Annotated in this window: 1 protein-coding gene; it reads left to right on the top strand. The window is 65.2% G+C overall.

Annotated elements, in window-relative coordinates:
- On the top strand, positions 1 to 276 hold a 276-nt coding region (locus tag RAD10_RS41775; RefSeq protein WP_461622017.1), incomplete at both ends, for a YqgE/AlgH family protein.

The raw sequence follows: 276 nt of genomic DNA, 5'->3' as shown, positions 1-276 counted from the left end.
CTGGCAGACGCGCGATGACGGTTTCCGGCTGCACTTCGGGATCGAGCCGGACAAGGCGATGCAGCTCCTCGAGGAGGAGGGGACGCATGTCCGCGGTTTCCTCGGCTATTCCGGCTGGAGTGCCGGTCAGCTCGAGAACGAGATGAAATTGCGCACGTGGATCGTCGCGGACGTGCCGGAGGATTTGCTGACGCACACGCAGGACGACAGCTTGTGGCGCACGGTGTTGGGACGCGAAGGCGTCGAGTGGCGGCTCCTCGCGAACGAGCCCGAGCA

The organism is Bradyrhizobium sp. 23AC, assembly GCF_054863025.1.
This window is presented reverse-complemented; position numbering and strand designations above follow the sequence as displayed.